General features: G+C 67.8%; 24 protein-coding genes. 4 read left to right on the top strand and 20 right to left on the bottom strand.

The features are described 5' to 3' along the window. Positions 1–43: 43 nt before the first annotated feature. A complete protein-coding gene (locus KM295_RS13685) occupies positions 44–361 on the bottom strand; it encodes a DUF7565 family protein (protein ID WP_256030527.1) in 318 nt (105 codons plus the stop codon). 81 nt (positions 362–442) lie between these two features. Between KM295_RS13685 and KM295_RS13680 the strand changes: the two genes are divergently transcribed. Continuing rightward, entirely contained in the window at positions 443–1,198 is a 756-nt protein-coding gene (locus KM295_RS13680) for a PHP-associated domain-containing protein (RefSeq protein ID WP_256030525.1), read from the top strand. Here KM295_RS13680 and KM295_RS13675 read toward each other — a convergent pair. The 11 genes from KM295_RS13675 to KM295_RS13625 all read right to left on the bottom strand — a co-directional run bounded on the left by KM295_RS13675 (position 1,195) and on the right by KM295_RS13625 (position 10,724). Continuing rightward, positions 1,195–1,683, bottom strand: a complete 489-nt coding sequence (locus tag KM295_RS13675; RefSeq protein WP_256030524.1) for a metal-dependent hydrolase — start codon at positions 1,681–1,683, stop codon at positions 1,195–1,197. The genes KM295_RS13680 and KM295_RS13675 overlap by 4 nt on opposite strands. Positions 1,684–1,742: 59 nt before the next feature. Further along, complete coding sequence (locus KM295_RS13670) at positions 1,743–2,237, bottom strand: CinA family protein (RefSeq protein ID WP_256030522.1); 495 nt, start codon at positions 2,235–2,237, stop codon at positions 1,743–1,745. An 81-nt stretch (positions 2,238–2,318) separates the two neighbouring features. Then, on the bottom strand, positions 2,319–4,121 hold the full coding sequence (locus tag KM295_RS13665; protein ID WP_256030521.1) for a Na(+)/H(+) antiporter subunit D: 1,803 nt from the start codon (positions 4,119–4,121) through the stop codon (positions 2,319–2,321). After that, positions 4,121–6,070 carry a cation:proton antiporter gene (locus tag KM295_RS13660; protein ID WP_256030520.1) on the bottom strand — a complete coding sequence of 650 codons (1,950 nt, stop codon included), beginning with the start codon at positions 6,068–6,070 and terminating at the stop codon, positions 4,121–4,123. Before KM295_RS13660 ends, KM295_RS13665 begins: the two co-directional genes overlap by 1 nt. Next, a complete protein-coding gene (locus tag KM295_RS13655; RefSeq protein WP_256030519.1) occupies positions 6,067–7,623 on the bottom strand; it encodes a monovalent cation/H+ antiporter subunit D family protein in 1,557 nt (518 codons plus the stop codon). The genes KM295_RS13660 and KM295_RS13655 overlap by 4 nt, the downstream gene beginning before the upstream one ends. Further along, positions 7,616–7,978 (bottom strand): cation:proton antiporter subunit C, encoded by a 363-nt coding sequence (locus tag KM295_RS13650; RefSeq protein ID WP_256030518.1) that lies wholly within the window; start codon positions 7,976–7,978, stop codon positions 7,616–7,618. The genes KM295_RS13655 and KM295_RS13650 overlap by 8 nt, the downstream gene beginning before the upstream one ends. Then, positions 7,975–8,511 carry an MnhB domain-containing protein gene (locus tag KM295_RS13645; protein ID WP_418904808.1) on the bottom strand — a complete coding sequence of 179 codons (537 nt, stop codon included), beginning with the start codon at positions 8,509–8,511 and terminating at the stop codon, positions 7,975–7,977. Before KM295_RS13645 ends, KM295_RS13650 begins: the two co-directional genes overlap by 4 nt. After that, complete coding sequence (locus KM295_RS13640; protein WP_256030517.1) at positions 8,508–9,044, bottom strand: DUF4040 domain-containing protein; 537 nt, start codon at positions 9,042–9,044, stop codon at positions 8,508–8,510. Before KM295_RS13640 ends, KM295_RS13645 begins: the two co-directional genes overlap by 4 nt. 43 nt (positions 9,045–9,087) lie before the next feature. Then, entirely contained in the window at positions 9,088–9,390 is a 303-nt protein-coding gene (mnhG, locus tag KM295_RS13635) for a monovalent cation/H(+) antiporter subunit G (protein WP_256030516.1), read from the bottom strand. Further along, on the bottom strand, positions 9,391–9,666 hold the full coding sequence (locus tag KM295_RS13630) for a cation:proton antiporter (RefSeq protein ID WP_256030515.1): 276 nt from the start codon (positions 9,664–9,666) through the stop codon (positions 9,391–9,393). After that, entirely contained in the window at positions 9,663–10,724 is a 1,062-nt protein-coding gene (locus KM295_RS13625; RefSeq protein WP_256030514.1) for a monovalent cation/H+ antiporter subunit E, read from the bottom strand. Before KM295_RS13625 ends, KM295_RS13630 begins: the two co-directional genes overlap by 4 nt. Before the next feature lie 220 nt (positions 10,725–10,944). Between KM295_RS13625 and KM295_RS13620 the strand changes: the two genes are divergently transcribed. After that, positions 10,945–11,766, top strand: a complete 822-nt coding sequence (locus KM295_RS13620) for a pantoate kinase (protein ID WP_256030513.1) — start codon at positions 10,945–10,947, stop codon at positions 11,764–11,766. 79 nt (positions 11,767–11,845) lie between these two features. Here KM295_RS13620 and ftsY read toward each other — a convergent pair whose 3' ends face one another. From ftsY to KM295_RS13590, 6 genes are all read right to left on the bottom strand, one after another. Continuing rightward, positions 11,846–12,922: a signal recognition particle-docking protein FtsY gene (ftsY, locus tag KM295_RS13615; protein ID WP_256030512.1), complete on the bottom strand. Its 1,077-nt coding sequence runs from the start codon at positions 12,920–12,922 to the stop codon at positions 11,846–11,848. 8 nt (positions 12,923–12,930) lie between these two features. Further along, the gene (gene pfdA, locus KM295_RS13610; RefSeq protein ID WP_256030511.1) at positions 12,931–13,380 is read right to left on the bottom strand and encodes a prefoldin subunit alpha; all 450 of its coding nucleotides are present in this window, start codon (positions 13,378–13,380) and stop codon (positions 12,931–12,933) included. Beyond that, the gene (rpl18a, locus tag KM295_RS13605) at positions 13,377–13,550 is read right to left on the bottom strand and encodes a 50S ribosomal protein L18Ae (protein WP_256030510.1); all 174 of its coding nucleotides are present in this window, start codon (positions 13,548–13,550) and stop codon (positions 13,377–13,379) included. The genes pfdA and rpl18a overlap by 4 nt, the downstream gene beginning before the upstream one ends. A gap of 69 nt (positions 13,551–13,619) precedes the next feature. Then, positions 13,620–14,528 carry a phosphatase PAP2 family protein gene (locus tag KM295_RS13600; protein ID WP_256030509.1) on the bottom strand — a complete coding sequence of 303 codons (909 nt, stop codon included), beginning with the start codon at positions 14,526–14,528 and terminating at the stop codon, positions 13,620–13,622. After that, entirely contained in the window at positions 14,525–15,766 is a 1,242-nt protein-coding gene (locus KM295_RS13595; protein ID WP_472924555.1) for a YihY/virulence factor BrkB family protein, read from the bottom strand. Before KM295_RS13595 ends, KM295_RS13600 begins: the two co-directional genes overlap by 4 nt. Before the next feature lie 80 nt (positions 15,767–15,846). Next, the gene (locus tag KM295_RS13590; protein WP_256030506.1) at positions 15,847–16,947 is read right to left on the bottom strand and encodes a tRNA (guanine(26)-N(2))-dimethyltransferase; all 1,101 of its coding nucleotides are present in this window, start codon (positions 16,945–16,947) and stop codon (positions 15,847–15,849) included. Positions 16,948–17,249: 302 nt separating this feature from the next. Between KM295_RS13590 and KM295_RS13585 the strand changes: the two genes are divergently transcribed. Further along, positions 17,250–18,263: an agmatinase family protein gene (locus KM295_RS13585; protein ID WP_256030505.1), complete on the top strand. Its 1,014-nt coding sequence runs from the start codon at positions 17,250–17,252 to the stop codon at positions 18,261–18,263. Positions 18,264–18,402: 139 nt separating this feature from the next. Then, positions 18,403–18,750: a hypothetical protein gene (locus KM295_RS13580; RefSeq protein WP_256030504.1), complete on the top strand. Its 348-nt coding sequence runs from the start codon at positions 18,403–18,405 to the stop codon at positions 18,748–18,750. A gap of 18 nt (positions 18,751–18,768) precedes the next feature. Here the strand turns inward: KM295_RS13580 and KM295_RS13575 are convergent, their stop codons facing one another. Together KM295_RS13575 and KM295_RS13570 are read right to left on the bottom strand one after the other, a co-directional pair. Continuing rightward, complete coding sequence (locus tag KM295_RS13575) at positions 18,769–19,755, bottom strand: YeiH family protein (protein ID WP_256030503.1); 987 nt, start codon at positions 19,753–19,755, stop codon at positions 18,769–18,771. 31 nt (positions 19,756–19,786) lie between these two features. Then, a partial coding sequence (locus KM295_RS13570; RefSeq protein ID WP_256030502.1) for a KH domain-containing protein occupies positions 19,787–20,552 on the bottom strand: 766 nt, incomplete at its 5' end.

Here is a 20,552-nt window from a genome sequence, read left to right as displayed (position 1 = left end):
GGGTGGGAGCCACAGGGATCCGCGTCCTCGACGCCGGAAAGCGTCAGGCCCGCGTCGTCGCTTCGGTTTCCCGGCTGTCGCCGCCGAGCTGTCGGACGACCGCCTCGACGTCGGCCTCGGCCTCCAGTTCCCGCCGGACCGTCTCGCGGTGTCTGATGTCGTCGGTGTCGGCCTCGTAGTTCCGCAGGTACTCGGCGCGGGAGTGCTCGGAGAAGGCGTGTCTGATCGCGAAGTAGCCGTCGGGGACGGTCGTCCCACAGACCGCACACCGGTGTCGTTCGTGCCCCGTGACCTGATGGACCAACAGCTCCTCGGCGTCCTCGGTCGCGTATCCGCAGTCACCGATGGCGCATTCCCACATATCCCCTCGATGGGGATCCGTATATAAAATCCTTCCCGCCGAATCGGAACGGATAACCACCCGGCGGCCGGTATCGGGCGTATGGACCGGTTCCGTCTCGACGCACACGTGAAGGTCCTCAACGACCGGGTCGTCGAACGGGCGAAAGAACGGGAGATCGACGCCGTCGTCTACGCGCCGCATTTCCGCCGGCTCCCGGAGATCCGATCGCGGGCGGAACGGTTCAGCGACCCGGAACTCCTCGTCGTCCCCGGGCGTGAGGTGTTCACCGGCGACTGGCGGAACCGAAAGCATGTCCTCGCGGTCGGGCTCTCCGAGCCGGTGCCGGACTTCATCACGCTCGAGGGGGCGATAGCGGAGTTCGATCGCCAGAACGCGGTCGTCCTCGCGCCGCATCCGGAGTTTGCGACCGTCAGCCTCGAGGCACACGACCTCCGCGCCCACGGCGACCGGATCCACGGGATCGAGGTGTGCAACACGAAGTACCTCGAGCCGCACGGCGAGCGGTCACGCGAGTTAGCCCGGGAGTTCGATCTCCCCCCGTTCGGGTCCTCGTATGCACATCTTCCCGGAAGCGTCGGGGAGATCTGGACGGCGTTCGGTCGGGACTTCGGGACGGCCGAGGGGATCGTCGAGGCACTGCGGGAGGGAGTACCTCGCGGCGTGTACCGCCGGAGCGGCCCCGACCACCGGCTCCGGTGTGCGGCGGAGTTCGCCCACCTGTTCTACGAGAATAGCTGGGGGAAGATCGATCGGCTGTTCCTCTCGGGTACCGAACCGACCCATCCGGACCACATCGCCTACGAGGGTCGGTTCGACGGCGTAAAAGTGTATTAAACGGGGAGTATCGCGGTCCACGCCGAGGTATCGACGTACTCCGGGAGGACGTGGACGATAGCGACGGCGGCGGCGAGTTCGACGGCGGTGACGAGGACCGTGACGACGTTCGCGAACCGGCTGGATGTCGTCACCCCCGAAGGGAAACCGTACTCCCGGCCCGAGAGCGGGTAAAACAGCGCGATTCCCCGCCGGCTTCCGAGGTAATCGAGCACGTAGTGGGTGAACACGCCGATCCAGACGTAGCTGAGGTTCCCGAAAACGAGCGGGAACGCGACGAAAACGCCCAAAACCGGGAGGTTATGCAGTGTCTTGCGGTGTTTGCCGAACGCGGTGTCGACGTCGGGAAACAGCGCCCCGAGGGTGACGGGGATCGTCACGGCGACGACCGTCCGGAGCGTCGCGGCCGTCCCCGACGGCTCGAGTACGAAACCGAGCCCGATACCCAAAAGCGCCGCGTTGAGGACGTGGCCCTCCTTGTTCATACGGGGGCGAGGACCGCCCCCCTAAAAGGCTGTTCGCTCACGTTTCGTGCGCCCGTTTCTCAGACAGACTCGACCGCGTTCCGTAGGTCTTTCAGCGCCCGTTCGGCGATTTTCCGTTTGATCTCGCGGCGAGATCCCTCGAAGACGTACCGTTCGACGCGACACCAAGAGTCGCCGGTTCCCCACGGCGCGGCGTGGGCCACCCCGATGTAGACGGTGCCGACGGGCTTTTCTTCGGTGCCGCCGGTCGGCCCCGCGATGCCGGTGGTCGCGACGCCCCAGGCGACGCCCGCCCGGTCCCGGACACCCCGGGCCATCCCCTCGGCGACGGGTTCGCTGACGGCACCGACGTCGTCGAGGACCTCCCGGGGAACGCCGAGGTGTTCCATCTTGGCGTCGTAGCTGTAGGTGACGATCGACCGATCGAAGTAGTCGCTCGATCCCGGCACGTCGGTCAGGAGCGATCCGATCAGGCCGCCGGTACAGGACTCGGCCGCCGCGACGAACTCGCCGCGTTCGCGGAGCGAGTCGCCGACGGTTTCCTCGATAGCCATACCGGACGAACGGGCGCGGGGGACTTGAAGCCGGACGCCCGAACCCGACGGGTGGAAACCGGGAACGATACCGCGGCCCGATCACAGCAACAGGACGGCGAGTACGGTCGCAAGCGAGAGGACGACGAGGAGGACGCCGGTCCCGGTCGACGTCCGGAGATCGATTTCCCCGTCGCCGTCGCCGTCGGCACGCTCGACCGCGACGCCGGGGAGCCGTCTCGCACCCTCGAAGGCGTATCGCTGCGGGTTCGCGCCGACGCGCAGCGACGACGACGCGACGGCGACGACCGCCCGGTCGACCGCGGCCCACGATTCGGTGACCGCACGGACGAGGACCCGCCCGCCGTAGAAGACGGTAGGGTTGATGACCCGATCCACGTCCGGGATCCACGTCGCCCGCGAGAGCGGGCCTTTCAGGGCGAAAAAGCCGATGAAACCGGCGGTACCCAGCGCGACGCCCTCGATGACGTGCGGCACGGTGTAGGTGGTGTACTTCTCTGCGATCTCCGCGGTGTTCGGCAGCACCTCGAAGAGCACGCCGGGCAGCAGACCGAAGACCAGACAGAGCGCGCCGACCGAGAGCATCGGCACCGACTGGCCGATCCGTGCGTCTTCGGGGTCGATACTCGCCGAGCCGTGGAAGAAGACGTAGTAGCCGAGTTTGATAAACGACATGAAGGTCCCGACGCCGCCGACGATGAGCAGCCACCACAGCAGATCCTCGCCGCCGAGCGGGACGGACTCCGGCCCGATGACGACGTTTTTGACGCTCTTGTGGGCCTCGGCGATGATGATGCCCTTGCTGACGAAGCCGTTGAAGCCCGGCACGCCCGAGATCGCCGCGGCACCGAACAGATACGAGACGAACGTAAGCGGCATCACCCGCCAGAGCCCGCCGAGTTCGGTGATGTCCTCGATCCCGGTCCGGTAGATGACGACGCCGACGGACATGAACAGAAGCGCCTTGTACAGGATGTGGTTGAAGACGTGGCCGAAGGCCCCGGCGGTCGCGAGCGTCGTCCCGATGCCGACGCCGGCGACCATGTATCCGACCTGCGAGATGATGTGATACGACAGCAGCCGCCGCATGTCCTCCTGCAACAGCGCCATCGAGGCGCCGAAGACCGCCATCGCCCCGCCCATATAGGCGATCCAGAGGTGCCCGTCGGGGAACGCCCGGAACATCGCGTAGACGCCGGTCTTCGTGGTGTACACACAGAGGAAGACGCTGGCGGCGATGTGGGGGCTCGGATACGTGTCGGGCAGCCACGTGTGCAGGCCGATAAAGCCGACGTTGACGCCGATCCCGATCGCCATCAGCGCGGGCGCGATCGGGCCGACGACGCCGGCAGCCGCCGAAAAGAGGAACGAGCCGGTCGCCGCGTACTGCCAGATCACCGCCGCGAGGACGAGACTGCCGCCGATCCCGTGGGCCAGCGCGTACCGGAAGCCGGTCCGGACCGCCCGGCCGCCGTAGTGCCAGACGAGCAGGGTGCTGGTGACCGCCATCAGCTCCCAGAAGAACACGAGCGTCAGCCAGTCGCCCGCGAAGACGGCTCCGAGGCTGGTACCGACGTACCCCAGCGCCGCCGCCGTCTGCGTACCGTCGGCCTCGCTGGAGTAGGCGTACAGCACCGCCGCGGCGCCGATGAGCCCGAAGATGATCCCCATCATCCGCGAGAAGTCGTCGACCTGATACAGCACCGTCTCGAAGCCGAACAGCCGCGGCGTGAGGTAGGTCCCCGCAGGGACGAGAAGCGAGCCAACGGCGACGGCGGCGGTCGCGAGGAAACCGATCCCGTGGCCGACCTTCCGGGGGGCGACCGCGGCGACGATCGCCGCGAACAGGACGGGGACGAACGGCGGGATCGTTTCGGTAACCATCAGAAGAGCACCCCCAGCGTGAGCGCCGACGCGACGATATCATCGACGAGCCGGAGGAAGACGGCCGCATGCGGCACGAGTCCGAGGACGATCGAGCCGGCCATGGCGGCCAGTATCGGTCCGAGCATGAACCACGTGCTCTCGCCGCCGAGCCAGCCACGACGCTCCCAGCCGCCCGGCGGCGGCCCGCCGTGATGGTCGTGGTCGTGGTCGTGGCCGTGCTCGTCGGTGTCGGCGTGTGTGTCCTCCTCGTGCCCGGCGGCGGGACGCTCGTCCGCTTCGTCCGCACCCCCGATCACGGCGTCGCTCGGGTTCCGGTCGACGGCGTACTCCCCGTCGACCAGCGGGGCGGGATCGCTGTAGTCGCGGTCGGTCGTCTCGCCGCCGAAGTCGGGGCGGCCGAGTTCCCCGGGATCGGCGTCGGTTTCGGCGTCCTCGATATCGATCCCGTCCTCACCGGTCGCCGTCCCCGGCTCGGCTTCGGCCTCGGTCTCGGTCTCGGTCTCGGCGTCCGTCTCCGCTTCGTCGTCGCCCGGACGACCACCGTCGGGGCGGGCGAGGATCGAGCGTGACTCGCCGCCGAGGGGCGCCTCGACGAGCGGTTTCGCGTCGTGGGCGTCCTCGGTCTCGAAGAACGCCTGATAGACGACCGGCCAGAAGTACGCGATGTTGAGCACGCCGGAGACTAGCAAGGCGACGGCGAAGACGTAGTCGCCGGTCGAGACGGTCCCAACGAGGATGTAGAACTTGCTGACGAAGCCGGCGATAAGCGGGATGCCGGCCATCCCGGCGGCGGCGATCGTAAAGGCCGCCATCGTCACCGGCATTCGCTTGCCGATCCCGGCCATCTCGCTGATGTAGTCGGTGTGGGTCTCGACGTGGATGATGCCGGCACAGAAAAAGAGGGTGAGCTTCATGAACGCGTGGGCGGGGATGTGCAGCAAGCCGCCGGTGATGGCGTCGGGGCTGAGGATGGAGAGCCCCAAAACGATGTACGACAGCTGGCTCACCGTCGAGTAGGCCAGCCGGCGTTTGAGGTGGTCCTTCCGGAGGGCGATGATACTGGCCGCGATGAGCGTCACCGTCGCCACGGCGGCCAGCGGGAGCCCGACGCCCAGTTCCGCGACGGTCTCGGGCCCGAAGACGTCGAGGACGACCCGGGAGATCCCGAAGACGCCGCTTTTGACGACGGCGACGGCATGAAGCAGCCCCGAAACGGGCGTCGGCGCGACCATGGCGTCGGGCAGCCACGAGTGCAGCGGCATCAGGCCGGCCTTGACGCCGAACCCGGCGGCCAGAAGCGCGAAGGCGGCGCGGGCGAAGGCCGGATCGCTCGCGGCCAGTTCCGCGATGCCGCCCGAACTGAACGAGACCGTACCGGTCAGCCAGTAGACGAGGACGGCCCCGGCCAGGACCGCGACGCCGCCGCCGAACGTGTAGGCGAGATACTTGCGGCCGGCGGCGCGGGCCTCGTCGGTTTCGTCGTGGGCGACCAGCGGGTAGGTCGCGACGGTCAACACCTCATAGAAGACGTACAGGACGATCAGGTTCGGCGAGAAGGCGATCCCGACCGCGGCGCTGAGGCTCATCGCGAAGGAGGCGAAATACCGCGTCTGGCCGTGTTCCTCGAGGCCGCGCATGTAGCCGATGCTGTACAGCGACGTGATGATCCAGAGCATGCTCGCGAGCGTCGCGAACAGAAGCCCCAGCGAGTCAGCCCTGAGTTCGAAGGCGATGTCGGCGACGAACGGACCGAGCGACCAGACGTAGACGTCGCCGGCCAACACGCCGGGGATCATGCTGGTGACGATCCCGAACTTGCCGGCCGCGACGACGAGCGTCACCGCCTCCCGGAGGTTCGGGCGGCGGTGGGACGCGAGGATTGCGAGCGTTCCGGCGACGGAGATCAGGACGGCCGCGATGGGCCGTAGGCTTTCGATTTCGGTCACGAGAAGACACCTCCGAGGAAGGCTTCGACGAGCGTCTCGAAGACGGGGGCCGCAAAGCCGAGCGCGACGACAACGACGGCCGCGAGGACGGTCACGAGGACCATACCGGACGATACCGCCCGAACCGTCCGCGTATCGCCGCCGTCACCGGAGGCGGGCCCCGCGTGGTCGGTGTCCTCGGTCTCGCCGCCGTCGGCGACGGGGGCGTCAGGCGACGGCTCCGGGACCGGGGCGGCGGCGTCCGGATCCGCGAAATAGAGCCGCTCGAGCAGGCGGGCGACGTACGCGAGCGTCAACAGCGTGCTGAAGAAAACGACGATCGCGACCGGCCAGACGCCCGCCCGGACCGCCCCGACGGCGATGTAGTACTTGCCGAGGAAGCCGATCGAGGGCGGGATGCCGACGAGCGCGAGCCCGAGGACCGCAAGCGTCCCTGCGACGACGGGAGAACGGTAGCCGAGCCGGGCGTAATCGTCGACGGTCCGGGCGCCGTGGGTTGCCGCGAGGATCGCCGCCGCCGCGAAGAGCCCGCCTTTCATCAGTCCGTGACCGACGAGATGGACGACGCCACCGAGCACCGCATCGGGTGTCGCGAGCGCGAACGCGGCGACCACGAGGCCGAACTGCGAGACCGACGAGTACGCTAACATCCGCTTGATTTCGGTCTGGACGACCGCGAGCACCCCGCCCGCGAGAACGCTCACCGTCGCGAAGGTCAACACGGCCCACCGGGCCAGCGGCGCCGCCTCGAAGAAGGCGAGGGTAAACACCGTGAGGATCACACGCGCGATGGCGTAGGCGGCGACGGTCGAGACGAGTGCCGAGATGTACGTCGTCACCGTGTCCGAGGCGTAGGTGTAGGCGTCGGGCTGCCAGGTGTGTAACGGGAAGACGGCCGCCTTCAGCCCGAGGCCGACGATCATGAACCCGAAGGAAGCGAGCACGGGCCGGGCCGTGTAGCTCCCGGCGAGCCGGGCGGAGAGATCGACCATGTTGAGCGTTCCCGTCGAAATGAACGCGTAGCCGACCCCGATGATGAAAAACGACGCGCCCATCGTCCCGAGGATGAGGTACTTCAGCGCCGCGACGGCCGACCGATCGGAGCGGTCGGCGGCGACCAAGGCGTAGGTCGCCAGCCCGGTGATCTCGAGGAAGACGAACATGTTGAACAAATCGCCGGTGATCGAGACACCCATCAGGCCGCCGACGAGCAACAGGTAGGCGCTATAGAAGCTGTTGCGCCGGGGGCCCCCGGTGTAGGCGAAGGCGACGACGCCGAGAGAGACGGCGGCGATCAGCGCGACGATCGGCGCCGAGAGGCCGTCCCCGACGAGTTCGATCCCGTAGGGGGCGGGGTAGCCGCCAACCGGATGGACGAGCCGGTCGCCGCCGTAGACGGCGGCGAGGACGACCGCCGCCAGCCCGACCTCGATCGCGGTCGTAACGGCGGCGGCATACCAGCCGGCCCTGAACCCGAGGACACTGGAAAAAAGCGGCGCCACCGCCGCGAGGATCGGCACGGCGATGAGCAACGGGAGGGCGACGTCAGTCATCGGTGACCTCCCGGAGCACCGACTCGTCGAGCGTCCCGTACTCCCGATAGATCCGGACGATGAGAGCCAGCGCGACCGCGGTGAGACTGACCCCGACGACGATGGCCGTCAGCACGATGACGTGCGGAAGCGGGCTGACGTAGGGGCCGCCGCCACCTTCCGAGGGGACGATGGCCGGCGACCCGCCCGCGACGTACGCCGACGCGACGAAAAACAGGAAGACTGCGCTCTGAAAGAGGTTCAGTCCGATGACCTTCTTGACGAGGTTGGGGCTTGCGATCATCATATAGAGTCCTGTGACCATGACGAAGACGAACGTCGCGTAAGCCCACCGCGTTGCCAGCAGTTCGATCACGACTCTTCGCCCCCTGGACCGGCCGCAGTCAAAAAGAACAGCCCGACGATGACGCCCGCGACGATGAGCGCGATGCCGCCGATCTCGACGGCCTCGATGCCCAGTTTGGTCGGGTGATCCAGCGGATAGCGGACGTACTGGAGGAAGCCGCCGCCGAGAGCGACGCTTCCGAACCCGATTGCGGCGAAGACGACGAGGCCGAGGGCGGCGACGACGGTGACGATCCAGGAACCGAGCCACCGCCGTGTGGGATCGATCCCGAACGCGAAGGCGAGCATCAACACGACGACGCCGACGAGGGCGCCACCCTGGAAGCCGCCGCCCGGCGAGTCGGCACCGTGGAAGGTGACGAACAGCCCGAACGTGAGGACGAACGGCGCGACGACCCGGACGGCGCTCATGATGACCTCGCTTTCGATGTAGGTCCGGGGCTCGTCCGGGCCGAAACCGGAGCCGGAACCGGAACCGGAACCGGAGCCGGGATCGGAACCTGAACTCGAACCCGAACCCGATCCGGAGGGTGCGTCGCTCACGTCAACACCTCCCGTCGGAGGACGACGAGCGCGGCTACCCCGGCGGCGAAGACGACAGTCGCCTCACCGAAGGTATCGAAACCGCGGTAGGCTGCGAGCACGGCGGTGACGGTGTTTTCGACGCCTGTCTCGGCGTACGACTGAGTCAGGTAGTGGCCGGTGACGGCGTCGTAGGAGACGATTGGGGCGTTCGGATCGCCGACGGCCGGCAATCCCGGCAGCGTCAGCCCGAACACGACCGCCAGCGCGCCGCAGGCGAAAAGCGCCCGGGGATCGATCCGCTCTATCGTCCGATCGCCCGAGGGGCGGACCGTCTTTGCGATCGTCAAGAGTAACAGAAGCGTCGTCACCCCGGCGCCGATGACAGCCTCGGTGAGTCCGACGTCCGGCGCGAGCAACAGCGTGTACAGAAGCGCCATTCCGAGGCTGTAGGCGCCGAAGATGACGATCGCCGCGAGGACGTCCCGGAGCAACGCGGTCGCGACGGCTGTCACGACGACGAACACCGCGAGCGTGTAGGCGACGTATTCCATCACCTGAACCACCTCCGTCCCCGCGGCCCGGGACTTTCCGTCCTCATCGGTCCTCCCTCCACGGTTCGATTCCCTCCTCGTGGGCGGCGCGGGCGATAGCGTGGGCCGCGGTCGGGTTGGTGATGAAGATGAAGATCAAAAGCAAGAAGGTTTTGATCGTCGTCGTCTCGAGGCCGATCGCCAGGGCGACGGCGACGAGCGTGAACCCGGCCCCGAGCGTGTCCGTCTGGCTCGCGGTGTGGGCACGGGCGTAAATGTCCGGGAGCCGAACGACGCCGACGGCCGAAACGAAGGTAAAGAAGACCCCGCCGGCGAGGAACGCGACGATAGCGATCTCGACCAGCACCTACATCACCCCCCCACGATCGACGGTGAACTTCGAGATCGCGACCGCCACGAGGAAGTTCAACAGCGCGTACACGAGCGCGATATCCAGAAACGACGGAACGTCGAGCGCCGCCGCGAGCAACGCGAGGATGACGACGGTGTTGGTCCCGAGGACGTTGACCGCGATGACCCGATCCTGCATCGTCGGCCCGCGGATAGCCCGATAGAGCACGACGATCGCGAGGACGACAAAGACCGCCGCCGCCCCCAACAGCAGATCGTCTATCGGGATCATTCCGCCTCATCCTCCTCGCCTATGATACGGCAGTCGCCGCGCTCTCTCGGCGTCGCCGAGCGCGCCGCGCTCCGGCCGTAGAAGACGAACCGGACGCCACGCTCCAAGGCGCCGTCGAACAGCCCCTCGCGGGCGGCGGGGATCAGCGTGTGTACCATGAAATCCCGCCCATCGACCCGGACAGTGAGCGTCCCCGGCGTGAGCGTGATACTGTTGGCCAGCGTCGTGACCGGGATCCCGCCCCAGACGGCCGTCCGGACCTCGGTCATCCGGGGTTCGATCGGCATCTTCGGATGCAGGATGACGTACGAGACCAGCAGATTCGAGACGATGATCTCATAGAGGAGGTAGGGGACGAACAGCGCGAGGCGGACGGCCCGGCGGGCGAGAACGGGAATCCGGATCTGATCGCCCAGCGAGATGCGATAGAGCATCACGGAGACGACGGCCGCGCTGGCCGCGCCCGTCGTGAGATCGAACCGTGTCAGGGCGAAGCCGCCGAGCAGCTGATAGAAGAGAAACGAGACGCCGAAAAGCGTCAGAAACTGGAGGCGGCCGCTGCGCTGGAGGAGTCGGCCGCGTCTGACCCGCCGTCCGACCGGAGCCTCCTCGACGGTGTAGCCACGCCGGTCGAGTTCGACCTCCATCGACCGCAGGATCGGGGCGTTCCCCCCGGGACTGTACTCAGGGTCGATGACGATCCGATCGATACCGTACCCGTCGGCGTATTCGGCCAGGGTGACGGCGTAGTCGTCGGGGCTAAAGAGGTACTCGTCGTCGCCGATGATCGCCGTCTCGACGGCGAGGGCGTCGTCGGGGTCGTCCTCGCCGGCCCACGTGGCGACCCGATCCAGCAGTTCCTGGGTCGCCTCCCGGACCGACGGGTCGACATCGTCGATGTCGTGCCACGGGACGGGGGCGACGAAATGAACGCCCACGAGATCCGCCTCGAGGGCGACCTCGACCGCGTAGGCGACCGTGTTCCGGAGCGTCACCGATTCGCCGACGGGGACGAGCAACGCGGAGTCGGCGGATCGCCCGGACGTCTGTTCAACCATGGGGAGTCACTGGGGGAGTCTTCTCGTAGCTCTGCCAAAACCGTTTATCTTCTCGGTCAAGGCTCACGCCGGGAACCGATCGCGCGTCCCCGGGGCAACACCGGGCGCCGGCCGCAAGATATCCGCACTCGATCGCGGCGGACGCACGAGTTTACAACAGTTAATCCGAGGGGCCATCGATTTTACAAGACTTAACTCGCTGGCTCTCTCACCCGTTCGCATGGCACAGTCGCCGTCGGCGTTCGTCCCCGGTCACGTGACCGGCTTCTTCAGCGCCCACCCGGACGACGATCCGACGAAGGCCGGCTCGCGGGGGGCCGGCGTGGCCGTCTCCGACGGCGTAACCGTCCGCCTGGAGGCCGGCGAGGGGCTCGAACTCAACGGCGAGACGGCGACGATAGAGGCGGTCGACCGCGTCCTCGGTGCCCTTCGCGTGACGGCCCGCGTCGTCATCGAGACCGAGTTGCCGTTGGGGGCCGGCTTCGGCGTCTCCGGGGCGGCGGCGCTGGGGACGGCGCTGACCGCCAACGCGCTCTTCGATCGGGAGCTCTCGGAGAACGAACTCGTGACGATCGCCCACGGCGCGGAGGTGCAGGCCGGGACCGGCCTCGGCGACGTCGTCGCCCAGGCTCGCGGCGGCCTCCCGATCAGGCTCGAGCCCGGCGCGCCGGCCCACGGCGCGATGGACGGCGTTCCGACGGGCGGGACCATCGAGTACGTCAGCTACGGAGCGGTCGACACCGAGGAGGTCATCACCGGCGACACGCAGGAACTGACCGCGGCCGGCCGGCGGGGGCTCGCCGCCCTCGTCGAGTCCCCGACCGTCGGGACGTTCATGGAGACCTCCCGGCGCTTCGCGCGAGAGGCGGACCTGCTGACGCCGAAAGTGCGTGACGTCATCGAGGACGTCTCGGCGGCCGGCGGGGAGGCGGCGATGGCGATGCTCGGTGAGACGGTCTTTACGATCGGGACCGGCCTCTCCGAGGCGGGCTACGACGCCGAACGGTGTGAGATCAGTTTGACCGGCGCCCACCTGCAGTGAGTGGCAGGAGCGCGGCGATCGGACTGTCCTAATCGCGCCATGTCACCGAAACGAAGGGGACGCGGCGGCGATCGCGCGTTCACGCCGCGTCTTCGTCGCGGAGGAGCCGGCCGACGATCTCGTCGGGATCGAACCGTTCGAGGTCCTCGTAGCCCTGCCCGGTGCCGAGAAACAGTATCGGTTTGCCGGTGACGTGGGCGATCGAGATCGCCGCCCCGCCCTGCGAATCGGCGTCGGCCTTCGTCAACACGGCGCCGTCGATCTCGGCGGCCTCGTTGAACTCCTCGGCGCGGTTCGTCGCGTCCTGGCCGGCGACGGCCTCGTCGACGAAAAGCGTCATGTCGGGATCGACGACGCGGTCGATCTTCTCGAGTTGGGCCATCAGGTCGTTGGAGGTGTGCAGCCGGCCGGCGGTATCGCCCAACACGACGTCGACGCCGTTTGCCTCGGCGTACTCGACAGCGTCGTAGATGACCGCCGCCGGATCGCCGCCCTGCTCGTGGGTGATGATCTTCGTACCGAGTGCGTCGGCGTGTTCCTCGATCTGTTCGTTCGCGCCCGCCCGGTAGGTGTCCCCGTTGGCCAGCACCGACGAGTAGCCGCGCTCCTCGAGCCACCGCGAGAGCTTGGCGATCGTGGTCGTCTTGCCGACGCCGTTGACGCCGGTGAAAACGATCACGACGGGCTTTTCGGCCTCGGCGATCCGGGCCTCGAAGTCGAACTGCCCGACGCTTATTACCTCCCGAAGGGCGTCGGCGATGGCGCGCTCGACGACCTGCTCGCCCGACTCGACCTGTTTTCGGGTGTCACCGACCAGCCGCTCGCGGATACGGTCGGTGATCTCGCGGGCGACGCCCATCTCGACGTCGCCGGAGAGCAACTCGAGTTCGAGCTGTTCGAGGGGCGCCTCGAGTTCCTCCTCGGTGATGACCGTTCGGCCGGTCGCCGCCAGCGCGGCCTTCTTCGCCAGCCCCGGACCCTCCTCGTCTTCGGCCGCTGTCTCTGTCTCGGCTCCGCCCGCGTCGTCGGCGTCCGTCGAACCCGCGTCTTCGACGGCGTCGGCGGCCCCATCGGCGTCCGTCTCCGCTTCCGTTTCGGCCTCGGCCTCGACGTCGCTTTTGAAGCGGCCGAGTTTGTCCTTCAGTCCGTCGAACATCTCCGGCTCTACTCGTCTTGCATCTGCTGCATCTGTTGCATCTGCTGCTGTTGGGCCTGCTGGGCTCTGGCCTCGAGGTCCTCGGTTTCGGCTTCGACCGCCTCGATCTCCTCTTCGAGTTCCTCGATCCGATCGTCGAGGGCGTCCTTTTTGTGTTCGAGCGAGTCGATCGCCCCGTCGCTGTCGCGTTCGGCGGCGTACCCGCCGCCCAGCGTCACGACGACCTCCTCTATGTCCTGTATCTCCGCGCGGACATAGGCGTCGCCGCCGATCGGCACCTGTACCGTCGAGCCCGTATCGAGCGTCCCGATGGCTTCGATGGCTTCGTCGATCTCGCTTTGTTCCTCCCGGAGGTTCTGGATCTCCGCCTGGATGGCCTGTTTTTCCTGCTCTAGGGCCTGCATCTGTTCTTGGATCTGCTGCATCGCGCCGCCGCCGCCACCGCCGCCGAGGCTCATGCGTCCACCCCGTCGATGTCGATCTGGGTCCGCTTGAGCCCGTGCTGGGAGCCGAAGTTCGCGTACACGTGTTCGATCGCCACGTCCTCGTTTTCGGCCTCGATCGTCTTCTCGAACGCCTGCTCGCCGTAGCGGGCGGGGAAGCGTCCCCGGACCGTAAACTCACTCATGCCTGAAATACATCGCGCGAGCGGGAAGTATCTTCCTAACCGGCAGTTCGCCCGGGAGTCGGCCGCCGTCTAGACCGAACCGAGCGCCGACAGCCGCCGGGCGATCGCTTCACCGGCGAGCGGGGCGGCGAAAACACCGGGTAGAACGACGAGCATCCCGAGAAAGCCGATGTAGGGGGCGAGATCGAGGGCGTAAACGGAAACGAACAGGGCGCCGAAGGCGGCCCCGACAGCCACCGAAGCGGCGCCGCCGGCCCGCGTCGTCGTCTCGTGGGTGACCGCATCCCCGATGATCCCCCAGCTGATTCGACCGCCGAGGGCACCGCCGAGCGCGAGCATCGTGTCGGCGCTGTAGCTGACGGCCGCGCCGACGAGCGCCGCAAGCAGGGCGAAAAACATCGCCCGGCCCGGGTTCTTGCCGCGGCCACAGACGCGATAGACGACCGCGAGAAACGCCGCACCGACGGCGACGCCGGCGACGATATCGACCAGATAGTGGACGCCGAGGACGACCCGGGACAGCGGGATCAACACACAGAGGGCCGCGCCGGCCACGTACCCACGGCGGGTGCCGACCAGCAGTGCGAGTCCGCCGTAGACGACGACCGCGGCGACGGCGTGCCCGCTCGGAAAACCGAAGCCGTCGGCCGCTCCGATCTCGGCATACAGCGGGAGCAACGTTTCGGGGACGAGCGACGCACCCGACGGATCGGCGGCACCGGGCGGCCGCGGCAACCGGAACAGCTCTTTGAGCGCCGTCGTGGCCGCGAGCCCGCCCAAAGCGAGCGCGATCGCGAAGGCGGCCCGTCGACGGGGAAGCGAGACCGGACCCGGAAGCGCCGAGCCGACCCAGTAGAGGACACCGAGCAACACGAACACGAACCAGACGTCGCCGAGTCCGGTCACGAGCGCCGCGAGGAACGCGACGCCGTCCGGGAGCCCCGCGACGGCCGTTATCTCGCCGAGTCCGCGGCTCATCGGCTTTCGAGTCGGTCCTTCAGCCGGCCCGGAAGGCCGGCGATCGTGACCGTCGTCCCGACCACCAGCATGAGCGCATAGAGCCCCAGCGTCGACAGCCAGACCACGAGCATTGCCAGCACGGCCCAGCCGCCGGGGAGGAAGTAGAAGGCCCCGAGGGTCATCGCCGTCCCGTAGAGCAACACCAGATACGGCCCCCACCCGGTGGCCTTCCCACGGCGGAGCCGGGCCCGCACGTACCGCTTGAGGTCCTTCTCTATCTCCTCGCGGTGAACCGTCCGTTCGTCGATCCGCTCTTCGAAGCGATCGAGTTCGTCGTAGAGCTGTTCGATCTCCTCGCGGAGTTCGTCGGCCGATGCGTCGTCGTCTGGTCGGTCACGTGTCATGGTTCGTTCGAGAGTGGCGGTCGGTTCGGGTGTCGGTTCGTCGCCCCCGATGGTAGTCCCGTCGGTTCGTCCCGCGAGGACGGCGTTCAACACGGCTCCGACGAGCAACACGAGCCCGCCGAAATACAGGAAGGTCACGAGCAACAGGACACCGCCGAGCAGCCCGTAGGCCTCGTAGCTGCCTGCGATCGACGCATAGAGGCGGAACCCGGTCTGGAGCGCCGTCCAGCCGACGGCCGCGAAAACCGCCCCAGGAAGCGCCTCCCTGACCGGAACGTCCGTGCCGGGCAGGACGTAATACAGGGGGAGGAAGGCGACCGAGAGGGTGGTCACGAGGACCGCCGTCCCGAGGAGGCCGACGGCGTCGTAGCCCTCGATCGCGGCGGCGATCCCCAGCCCGGCGAGGGCGGTCCCGACGGCGACGGTCACCGCGACGCCGACGCCGACGGCCCCGAGCGTGACCGTCGCGTTCCTGAGCTGATCGAGGATCGAGGCCGGGCCGGGATCGCCGTAAACCTCGGAGAAGGCGATGTCCAGTCCGCGAAAGAGCTTCAGCCCGGACCAAAGCAGGACCGCGAGGCCGAAGACCGTCGCACCGCCCCGGCCCGAGGCGCCGATGAGCGCCTGAGCGAGGGTGCCGCCGATCCCCTCGCCGAGCGTCCGGGACGTCTCGGCGACGATCACCTCTACGAGCGCTTCCCCGCCGACGATGGAGGTGACGACGAGCACGAGCAACAGCAGGGGTACGAGTGAGATGAGCGCGTAGTACGCCAGCCCGGCGGCGATGAACGTGATACGGTCGGATCGCGCGCCGTCGGCGACGCCACGGGCGACCGTCACCGTGCGGTCGATGTACCCCATCACGACCCGGAATATGGGGGAACCGTACATATAATCGGCGGGACGCGGGCAGTCGTCGGACGGACGACACGTCAGTGGAGCGCGTCGTAGATCTCGTCGACGCCGGCGTCGGTTTTGAACGTCGTTCCGCCGTAGTGGGTTCGTGACGCCGGGTAGCCGGCGTCACGGAGCGTTACCAGAAACTCGTCCATCGCGACGTTCGGCTCGCCCCACCGGCTGTAGAGGCGGTGCTGATCGTAGTGGGTCGGGGTGTCGAGTTCAGCCGCGATCGAGTCGAGCAGGTCGCGGGCCTCCTCGGCAGTTGCCGCGTCCTCGGGGATCGCCGCGGCGGCCTCCCCGACGAACGCCGGGTCGTGGGGCGGGCCGAGCCAGACGGGGCCGGCCGTCCACGTCGATTGACCGCACTCGGGACACTCGGCGGTCGGGTCGGCCACGAGCGTTCGCTCGTGGTCCCGCCACAGACACTGCTGGCAGTGATCGATGTATCCGAGCTTTTCGATCCGGCGGTCGGCCGCCTGCGCGCCGCCGTCGAGCCGGAGGTAGGTCCGGACGTAGTGGCTGGAGACGTGGCTCAAGACGGGCGTGGCGGCGATATCGTAGCGTGCGGCGGTCCGGACGAGCGCCGAGAGCAAGACCCGAAGCCCCATCTCGGGGTGAAACTCGGTGTTTCGGGGGACGGCGCCGTAACTCCGGACGCCGCTCTCGAAGTGGGCACCACACAGCGGCGCGGTGTCGGTCGCCGTCACACAGACGTAGTTCCGGGCGCTCCGAAACGCCGCGTCGACGAAGGGGATGGGCGTCCCGAAGGGGTCCAGATCCACCACGTCGTGGTGCGATTCGTGCATGTGGGCGTTGACGTTCCGGCGGTGGATCGCCCCGTCGAGGCCGTTCCGCTCGAGGTTCGCCCGCGCGAGTTCGACGGCTTCGCTGTCGACGTCACAGCCGGTCACGGAATACCCCGCCTCGGCGGCCCTGACTGCCCTGATCCCGCTTGCCGTCATCGCATCGAGGTAGGACCCACACTCCGAGTCGACGGCCCGGAGGACGCCGACGGTGATATCGCGGTTCAGCTCCTGGACCGGATTGTAAAAGACCCCCTCGCCCGAGCCCTCGCTCGCGCCGTGTCGCTTCTCGGGCACCTCGATCGTGACGGCTCCCTCGCGGACCTCCATACTGCCCGTTCAGGGGCGGCGGCGAAAAGCCACACGCTTGTCGCGGGCGGCGGTCGGTTCGCCGTCCCGGACAGTTCCGTTCAGAAAGGGGACCATCTCAACCTTTTTTGATCCGCCGGTCGAGTCGTTCGCTGCGGTACGCGGCCGCACCTAGCCATGTCTCGACACACTGAACCCGTCCCGATTGGGATCGACGCCGAGGGTGACCACGCTCCGGACGGGACCCCCGCACCGTCGGGTCCGGATCGTGGGAACTGGAGCGCGATCGGAGAGCCTCGAAACGCCCGGGACGGGATCGGAACGTGAACGACCCCGAACCGACGCCCGCCGAGCGGTTCAGAGAGGCCCACCCCGAAGGCCGAATCGAACTTCCCTACACCGGGATAGAGACGTTCCTCAGGAAGCCGGTAGACGACGTTGCCGACATCGGGGGAGGAGACGCCGCCGTGCTCGGAGCGCCGTACGACGGCGCGGTGAGCAACGGACCGGGGGCCCGGTACGGACCCCGCGAGATCAGACGACAGAGCGCCTGGGTCGCGTACCTCGCAGGGTACAAGGGAGGATTGACGAACGTCAGAACTCGCGCCGAAGTCGACTTCGACGCCCTCGATCTCGTCGACTGCGGCGATGTCCCCGTCTTCCCGATGGACCGCGAACTGACGGCCAAGTCGATCGAGGCCCACGTCGCCACGGTGGCCGAACAGGGACGCCTTCCCGTCCTGCTCGGCGGCGATCACTACTGTACGTTCCCCGCGTTCCGCGGGTTCGCCGAGGGGGCGGGCCACGACCGCGTCGGGCTCGTCCAGATCGACGCCCATACCGATACGGCCGACGAGAGCGAACTGTACGGCGAACACTTCCACGGATCGTCGACGCGTCGTATCGCGGAGTCCGCGTACGCCGACTTCGAGTACGTCTCCCAGGTCGGCATCCGGGGATACGAAGCCCCCAGATTCTTCGATTTCGCCGACGAAGTCGGGCTCTCGGTCTTTTCGATCCGGGACGTCGAGCGGCGGGGGATCCGCGAGGTCGTCGCCGAGGCGATCGCCGCCGCCGAGCGGGAGACCGACGCGGTCTACGTGACGTTCGACGTGGACGCGATCGACCCGTCCGTGGCGCCGGCCACGGGAACGCCGGAACCGGGCGGACTGTCGGCCGAACAGGCGCTCGCGGCCGTCGAGACGCTCGGCGCCAGCGACGCGATCGAAGCGTTCGATCTCGTGGAAGTCGCCCCCGTCCTGGCGAACGGTGACGCCACGGCACGGCTCGCCGCCTACCTCGTCACGACGTTCCTCGAACGGCAGTTCGCCGAGTGAACGTCGTTTTCCATCGACACGGCGACCGTCGATCGCGGGGAGAGGGCCGGTCGTCCCGTCCGATCCACGAGAGACAGCCGGTCGGATCTCCGGGTAGCCGACCGAACCAGTTTTGCCGACGGCTCCGAAAGACGGTTTCGTGACCGCGGTCGAGGAGTGGAAACGGCTGCTCGATGAATCCGGCGAACTCACGAGCGGGGCCGCCGACAGAATCATCGCCACCCACGGCGACCGCGGCGTACGGGCGATCGAGGCCGTCGGCGAGGAGCGGGTCAAACAGTACCGGGATTTCACCGTCGTCGTCGGCCACTCCGATGAGTACGTCGTCGAGGACGGGACCTGTGACTGTGAGGACAGCCGGTATAACCTCGATCCGGAGGACCCGACACAGCTCTGTTGGCACGTCATCGCGACGAAGATCGCCCGCCGGATCGACGCCGTCGATCACCACGACATGTGGTACTCGGAGGTCCGGGAGTTCCTCTGAACGGGTCCGTGCTTCGGGCTACAGCACCGCGAGCGCGACCGAGAGCGACAGCGCGCTCACGAGTAGCATCGTCACGAAGACGACGAGGGCGGGCCGTACGCCGGTCTTCCTGAGATCGTCGATCCGGATTTCGGTCCCGAGGCCGACGAAGGCCAAAAGGAAGAGCCACTCGACGGCCTCGGCGATCGAGGCCTCCTGTGCCGGCGAAAAGAGCCCGGCGCTCGCGAGCCCGATAAAGACGAGGAACCCGACGACGAACTTCGGGAACTCGGCCCAAAGCACCGACAGCGGGACCGAATCGCCGCCGTCGCGGCGGGTGTAGTAGACCGCATAGCCCAGCGCGACGGCGCCGATCAGGGTGTTCCGGGCGAGTTTCGTCGTCGTCGCCCATTGTCCGGCGACTTCCGAGTGGGCGAAGCCGACCGCGACCACCGGGCCGGTCGAGAGCATGCTGACCCCGGTCCAGACGCCGAAGACGTCCGCGGGCAGCGCCAGGAGACTCCCGACGATCGGGTACGCGACGATCGTGATCGCGTCGACCAGGAGGACGACCCCCGCGGCGTAGGCGATCTGAGCCTCCTTGGCCCGTACCGCGCCGCCGACGGCGACGACCGCGGAGACGCCGCAGATGCTCGCCCCGGCGGCGAGCAGCGAACCGAGCTTCTCCGGGAGGGCGGCGTTTCTGGCGAGCGCTTCGGCGGTCAGGAGGGCGACCGTCACCGTACCGAGCAACAACAACAGAACGACGTCGCCGGCCTCGAGGATCGCATCGACCGTCACCGAGGCTCCGAGCAGGACGATGCCCGCGCCGAGCCACAGGGTGTGTGTCGCGGTCCCCGGACGGAGGCGGTCGTCGACGCCGACGGCGTTCGCCAGAGCGACGCCGAGTCCGATCGCGAGGAGCAACTCGTTGATACCGACAACCCTGGACAGCCCGCGGGCCGAAAGTGCGAACAGACAGAGGAGAAAAACGCCGGGGGCCAGCCGGCGTACGTCGGCTAGCATGTCCCGCCGACGCCGGACGAAACGACGGGGGTCACTGCGGGACGACTGTGATCGTTTGCCCGCGGTCGATCGCGGTTTCGAGTTCCTCCGCGATAGCCGAGCCCCGCGAGACCTGGATCTCGCCGCCCCGTGAAACCGTCGCGGTGAACAGATACTCGCCGTCGGCGCGTACCTCGACGGTGTCGCCGTGGTGATCGCCGACAGGAACGACGACGTGGCGGTTCGTCACCTCCGGGGTGATGCGTTCGCCGGCCGCCGGGACGGAGCCGCCAGAACCCCCCGACGAGCCGCCGGCCGTCCCGCCGGGACGATCCGAGAACGTCCGGACATCGATGTCGATGCCGAGCCGGTCCTCGATCTTGCTGATCCGGCCGCCGCCCTTCCCGATGACGTAGGAGATGTCGTCCTCCTCGACCCACACAACCGCCGTGTTCGCGCCCTGGAGTTCGACCTCGACGTGACCGTGGGCGACAGAGCGGATTTCGCGTTCGATCTCCTGTTTGGCGACGCGCTCGATCCCGGTTTCTTCGCCCCCGTCGGCCGCACCTTCGAGCGGCACAGTGACGACCTGTCGGTTGAACGTGTAGATCTCGTAGGCCGGCTCGCCGGTCTCGAAGTCCTCGATGACGATGACGGGGCGGGCGAGGTCCTCCTCGACGAGACCGTGTGGCACCTTGACCTCGGTCGTCACGTCGTAGACGGTGTGAACCTCGCCGGCCTCGATGTAGACGACGGTGTCGACGACCTGTGGTATCATCCCCAACTCGACGCGGCCGACGAGTCGCTGGAGGGCGTCG

Source organism: Natronomonas aquatica, from assembly GCF_024449025.1.
GTDB lineage: Archaea > Halobacteriota > Halobacteria > Halobacteriales > Haloarculaceae > Natronomonas > Natronomonas aquatica.
This window is presented reverse-complemented; position numbering and strand designations above follow the sequence as displayed.